This window comes from Streptomyces sp. (genome assembly GCF_031181705.1).
GTDB lineage: Bacteria > Actinomycetota > Actinomycetes > Streptomycetales > Streptomycetaceae > Streptomyces.
Genome location: NZ_JAPSKN010000098.1, coordinates 1 through 5,070, shown reverse-complemented (window position 1 = coordinate 5,070; position 5,070 = coordinate 1). Strand labels below are relative to the sequence as shown.

Sequence of the window (5,070 nt, the reverse complement as noted above, 5' to 3'; positions counted from 1 at the left end):
GTGCGGGTGGGGGGAGCTGGTCGCGCAGTTCCCCACGTCCCCGCGGGGGCGGTCCGCACGGCGTTCAGAGGGCGGCTACGAGGCGAACAGCCGTACGGGCCACCCGGCATGCAGCTCCGCCCCGATCTCCAGCAGCGGCGCGGAACCGGCGGGCAGCGCGCCGGCCCCCTCGTCGACGACCCGCCGGGCCGCCTCCACCGCCCGGTCCGCGACCCGGTCCAGCTCGGGGCCCAGCCGGGCCAGCACACCCGTCGCGTCGAAAGGGTCCAGGCTCAGCAACCGCACGGTCGCCGTGGCCGGCCCGCTCACGCTCTCGTACGCCGCGCAGTACGCCGCGTCCACCGGCCCGAGGCCCGCCGCCCGCGCCGTGAGTCCGAGGACCACCGGCTGGTGCGCACCCTTGGGGAACTCCCGGCCCAGGGCGTCCAGTTCGGCTGACGGCCAGGTCGCCCGGGCGGCCCGCATCAGCTGCCGTCCCAGCCTGCGCGCGGCGGCCCGCAGTGCGGGCGAGGGCGTACGGGCGTCCGCCGCGCCGTCCAGCGTGACGGGGTCGATGCCGAGCGCCGCGGCCGCCGCCAGGGCCGCCGACACCAGCCCGGCCGTGTGCAGCCGCCCCCGGCAGAACTCCGCCAGGCTCGCCGCCCCGCTGATCCGCCCGGCCTTGACGGCCTCCTCGGCCCCGCCGGAGTGCGCGTGCCCTCCGGCGGGGAACCGGCCGTCGGCCAGGACGAGCAGTGCCGCCCGTGACATCGGGACCTCGCCTTCAGAAGAGGAAGTAGCGCTGCGCCATGGGCAGTTCGGCCGCTGGCGTCGCCTCGACGAGCTCACCGTCGATGTGCACGGCGAAACTGTCGGGATCGACCCGCACGTCGGGCCGCGCGTCGTTCTCGCGCATGTCGGCCTTGGTGACCGAGCGGGTCGACTCGATGGCCACGAACCGCTTGCCGAGTCCCAGCCGCTCCGGCAGCCCGTCCTCCACGGCCAGGGGCGCGACGAAGTTGACGGAGTTGGCGGCGGGCGCCCGGCCGATGGCGCCGTACATCGGGCGCGGCAGGACCGGTTGCGGGGTCGGGATCGAGGCGTTCGCGTCGCCCATCTGCGCGTACGCGATCTGCCCGCCCTTGACGACCAGATGCGGCTTCACACCGAAGAACGCGGGCTCCCACAGCACCAGGTCGGCCAGCTTGCCGGTCTCCACCGACCCGATCTCACGGGCGAGGCCCTGCGCGAGCGCGGGGTTGATCGTGTACTTGGCGACGTAGCGGCGCACCCGGTGGTTGTCGGCCCGGCCGTCGCCGGGCAGCGCGCCGCGCCGTCGCTTCATGACGTGGGCGGTCTGCCAGGTCCGCAGCACGACCTCGCCCACGCGGCCCATCGCCTGCGAGTCGGAGGAGATGATGGAGATCGCGCCGAGGTCGTGCAGCACGTCCTCCGCGCCGATGGTGGAGGGCCGGATCCGCGACTCGGCGAACGCCAGGTCCTCCGGCACGGCCGGGTTGAGGTGGTGACACACCATCAGCATGTCGAGGTGTTCCTCGGCGGTGTTGACGGTGAAGGGCCGGGTCGGGTTGGTGGAGCTGGGCAGCACGTGTGGCTCACAGACCACGGTGATGATGTCCGGCGCGTGCCCGCCGCCCGCGCCCTCGGTGTGGTAGGCGTGGATGCCCCGCCCGGCGATCGCGGCGAGCGTGTCGCCGACGAACCCGGCCTCGTTCAGGGTGTCCGTGTGGATGGCGACCTGGATGCCCGTCCGCTCGGCGACGGTCAGCGAGGCGTCGATGACGGCCGGGGTGGAGCCCCAGTCCTCGTGCAGCTTCAGCCCGAGCGCGCCGCCCCGGATCTGCGACAGCATCGCCTCGTGGGAGACGGTGTTGCCCTTGCCGAGGAAGCCGATGTTGAGCGGGTAGGCCTCCATGGCCTCCAGCATCCGCGCCAGGTGCCAGGGGCCGGGGGTCACGGTCGTCGCCTTGGAGCCCTCCGCCGGGCCGGTGCCGCCGCCCACCAGGGTCGTGATGCCCGACGCCAGGGCCTCGTCCGCGATCTGCGGGCAGATGAAGTGGACGTGCGCGTCGATCGCGCCGGCCGTGAGGATCCGCCCGTTGCCGGCGATGATCTCGGTCTCCGGGCCGATGACCAGGTCCGGGTGGACGCCGTCCATGGTGTCGGGGTTGCCGGCCTTGCCGATGCCGGTGATCCGCCCGTCACGGATGCCGACGTCGGCCTTGACGATCCCCCAGTGGTCGATGATCACCGCGCCGGTGATGACGGTGTCCGGGGTGCCCTCCGCCCGCGTGGCGCGCGACTGGCCCATGGACTCGCGGATGACCTTGCCGCCGCCGAACACGGCCTCGTCACCGGCGCGCCCGGGACCGCCGCAGCGATCCTCCTCGATCTCCACGAGCAGATCGGTGTCGGCGAGCCGGATCCGGTCGCCGGTCGTCGGGCCGAACAGGTCGGCGTACGCGGCACGCGAGATCTCAGGCATCGAGGGCACCTCCGGTCTCCCCGCGCAGCCCTGGCACGACACGGGCGCCGGTGAGCGGGACGAGTTCGACGTCGACGGGGATCCCCGGCTCGAAGCGGACGGCCGTACCGGCGGCGACGTTCAGCCGCTTGCCGCGCGCCGCGGCGCGGTCGAACTCCAGACCGGGGTTGGCCTCGGCGAAGTGGTAGTGGGAGCCGACCTGGACGGGCCGGTCGGCGGCGTTGAGGACGGTGAGCCGGGTGACCTCGCGGCCTTCGTTGCTGGCGATCGGCTCGTCGGCGAAGAGGATCTCTCCGGGAATCATCGGGCCCCTCAGACGATCGGCTCGTGGACGGTGACGAGCTTGGTGCCGTCCGGGAAGGTGGCCTCGACCTGGACGTCGTGGACCATCTCCGGGACGCCCTCCATGACGTCGTCCCGGGTGAGCAGCGTGCGGCCGGAGGACATGAGTTCGGCGACGGTGCGGCCGTCGCGTGCGCCTTCGAGGATGTGCGACGTGATGAGGGCGACCGCCTCGGGGTGGTTGAGCCGCAGGCCGCGGGCCCGGCGCTTCTCGGCGACGTCGGCCGCCACATGGATCAGCAGTCGCTCTTGTTCGTGCGGGGTCAGCTGCACGTCCCACCTCACAGTCCTCGCTCCGGACCGTGCGGGGCCCGGGTGCCGCGGCCACGGGGCAAAGTGCCAGGTGGCGTGAGGCGGCAGGCTAGTTGGACCGCGTTTCGGGCACGTTAACCGAGAGGTGACCGCTCGGCCGGGGCGTGGTCGCCCGGCATGCTCATCAGGGCCCGCAGACCGTCGCGGAGGACCTCGACCGGGGCGGGCCCGAAGAGGGACTGCTGGGCGATGAACCCGAGTACGGCGGCGATCATCGTGCGGGCCACATGGTCCGGCTCGACGTCCGGGCGCATCATCCCGGCCCGCTGGTAGTCCTCGACGATCTTCGCCCAGGCCGCACGGACGGAGCCGTAGCCCTCTCGCAGGACGGCCGCCAGTTCCTCGTTGCGCAGGGTCTCCGGCCACACCTGGATGACGAGGCGCGGGAAGGCGGGCCCGCCGTCGAGGAGCAGGGACTCGCGGGCGCGGAGCACCGTACCGAGGACGGTCGCGACGAGTTCGTCCGGCGGCGGGGGCGGGCTCTGCCGCAGCGCGTCCTCGAACGCGGCGCGGACCGAGCCGAGCACCTCGCTGACGATCGCGGCGATCAGTTCCTCCTTGCCGCTGAAGTAGCGGTAGACCGCACCGGCGGAGAGGCCGACCTCCTTGAGCACGTCCTGCATGGACGTGGCGTGGAAGCCGTTGCGGGCGAAGCAGACCGCGGCGCCGTCGAGGATCTGGCGGCGGCGGGCGTCGAGGTGTTCCTGGGACACGCGGGCCATGCTCCCCAACGTAAAACGAATATTCATTCTTGACAAGGCGCGACCGGCGGAGCACGGTGGTGACAGAGCGAAAACGAACGATCCTTCTTTTTACTGTCGACCGCGCCACGGCCCGTCCGCCGCTCGCAGGAGACCCCAGGAGACCCTCATGTCCCATACCCCCGACCGCCGGTTGCTCGCCGTCATCGTCCTCGTTCCCGTCCTGGCCGCCCTCGCCCTGTGGGCCTTCGCCTGGCCGGCCGCCCGCACCGCGCCGCGCGACCTGCCGCTGGGCGTCGCCGGACCGCCCGCCGCGGCGGACCGGATGGAGCGGCAGCTGGCGGGGCACGAGGGCGCCTTCGAGATCCACCGCTACACCGGCGAGGCCGCCGCCCGGGACGCCGTCGAGGACCGCGCGGTGTACGGCGCGATCGTGATCACGCCGCAGGGGCCCGAGCTGCTCACGGCCTCCGCCGCCGGCCCGGCCGTGGCCCAGCTGCTCCAGCAGGCCGTGGCCCGGCAGGCCGCCGCGGAGGGCACTCAGGTCAGGACGGTCGACGTGGTGCCCGCTCCCCAGGGCGACCCGCGGGGCGCGGCGCTCACCTCGTCCGTGCTGCCCCTCGCGCTGGCCGGTATCGCCGCGGGCGCGGTGGTCACCCTGCTGGGGTTGCGCGGGCCACGGGCGGTGGCAGCGCTGCTCGGCGCCTCCACCCTGGTCGGCCTGGTCGCGGCCGGCATCGCGCACAGCTGGCTCGGCGTCCTCACCGGCGACTGGTGGGCGGAGGCGGCCGTGCTCGGACTGTCGTCCCTGGCCGTCAGCGGTGCCGTCGCCGGACTCGCCGCGCTGATGGGCCCCGCCGGCATCGGGATCGCCGGTGGCGTGGTGATGCTGCTCGGCAACCCCTTCTCCGGCGCCTCGTCGGCACCGCAGATGCTGCCCGAGCCGGCCGGCGCGATCGGCCAGTGGCTGCCGCCCGGCGCGGGCACGACCCTGGTGCGCTCGGTGTCGTACTTCGACGGCGCGGCGGCCACCGGGCCCGCCCTGACGCTGGCCTGGTGGGCGGCGCTGGGCCTGGGTGCCGTGCTGCTCGGCGGCACGCTCCGCTCGCGGAAGCGCGCCGGGGCGCCCGCGGCCGACCCGCGGGAAGCGACGCCCGTCGGCTAGGCGCGGCCTCACGCCCGGGCGGCCGCGGAAGCGGACCGCGCGACGGAACGACCGTGCACCCCGGC

6 protein-coding genes are annotated in these 5,070 nt (G+C 74.0%); 1 reads left to right on the top strand and 5 read right to left on the bottom strand.

Annotation, left to right across the window (positions count from 1 at the left end; all coding sequences use genetic code 11):
* Window positions 1-75 precede the first annotated feature (75 nt).
* The 5 genes from RIN80_RS18790 to RIN80_RS18770 all read right to left on the bottom strand — a co-directional run bounded on the left by RIN80_RS18790 (window position 76) and on the right by RIN80_RS18770 (window position 3,861).
* Entirely contained in the window at window positions 76-750 is a 675-nt protein-coding gene (locus RIN80_RS18790; RefSeq protein WP_309096763.1) for an urease accessory UreF family protein, read from the bottom strand.
* Window positions 751-763: 13 nt separating this feature from the next.
* Window positions 764-2,485 (bottom strand): urease subunit alpha, encoded by a 1,722-nt coding sequence (locus RIN80_RS18785; RefSeq protein ID WP_309096762.1) that lies wholly within the window; start codon window positions 2,483-2,485, stop codon window positions 764-766.
* Entirely contained in the window at window positions 2,478-2,789 is a 312-nt protein-coding gene (locus RIN80_RS18780; RefSeq protein ID WP_309096761.1) for an urease subunit beta, read from the bottom strand. The genes RIN80_RS18785 and RIN80_RS18780 overlap by 8 nt, the downstream gene beginning before the upstream one ends.
* Before the next feature lie 8 nt (window positions 2,790-2,797).
* Window positions 2,798-3,100: an urease subunit gamma gene (locus tag RIN80_RS18775; protein ID WP_309096760.1), complete on the bottom strand. Its 303-nt coding sequence runs from the start codon at window positions 3,098-3,100 to the stop codon at window positions 2,798-2,800.
* A gap of 113 nt (window positions 3,101-3,213) precedes the next feature.
* Complete coding sequence (locus RIN80_RS18770) at window positions 3,214-3,861, bottom strand: TetR/AcrR family transcriptional regulator (RefSeq protein ID WP_309096759.1); 648 nt, start codon at window positions 3,859-3,861, stop codon at window positions 3,214-3,216.
* A 148-nt stretch (window positions 3,862-4,009) separates the two neighbouring features.
* On the opposite strand from RIN80_RS18770, the gene RIN80_RS18765 reads away from it, so the two are divergent.
* Window positions 4,010-5,005: an ABC transporter permease gene (locus RIN80_RS18765; protein ID WP_309096758.1), complete on the top strand. Its 996-nt coding sequence runs from the start codon at window positions 4,010-4,012 to the stop codon at window positions 5,003-5,005.
* Window positions 5,006-5,070: the final 65 nt, after the last annotated feature.

Coding starts and splice junctions, on each gene's coding strand:
- RIN80_RS18790 (WP_309096763.1), bottom strand. CDS start 750: ATGTCACGGGCGGCACTGCTCGTCCTGGCCGACGGCCGGTTCCCCGCC.
- RIN80_RS18770 (WP_309096759.1), bottom strand. CDS start 3,861: ATGGCCCGCGTGTCCCAGGAACACCTCGACGCCCGCCGCCGCCAGATC.
- RIN80_RS18765 (WP_309096758.1), top strand. CDS start 4,010: ATGTCCCATACCCCCGACCGCCGGTTGCTCGCCGTCATCGTCCTCGTT.
- RIN80_RS18785 (WP_309096762.1), bottom strand. CDS start 2,485: ATGCCTGAGATCTCGCGTGCCGCGTACGCCGACCTGTTCGGCCCGACG.
- RIN80_RS18780 (WP_309096761.1), bottom strand. CDS start 2,789: ATGATTCCCGGAGAGATCCTCTTCGCCGACGAGCCGATCGCCAGCAAC.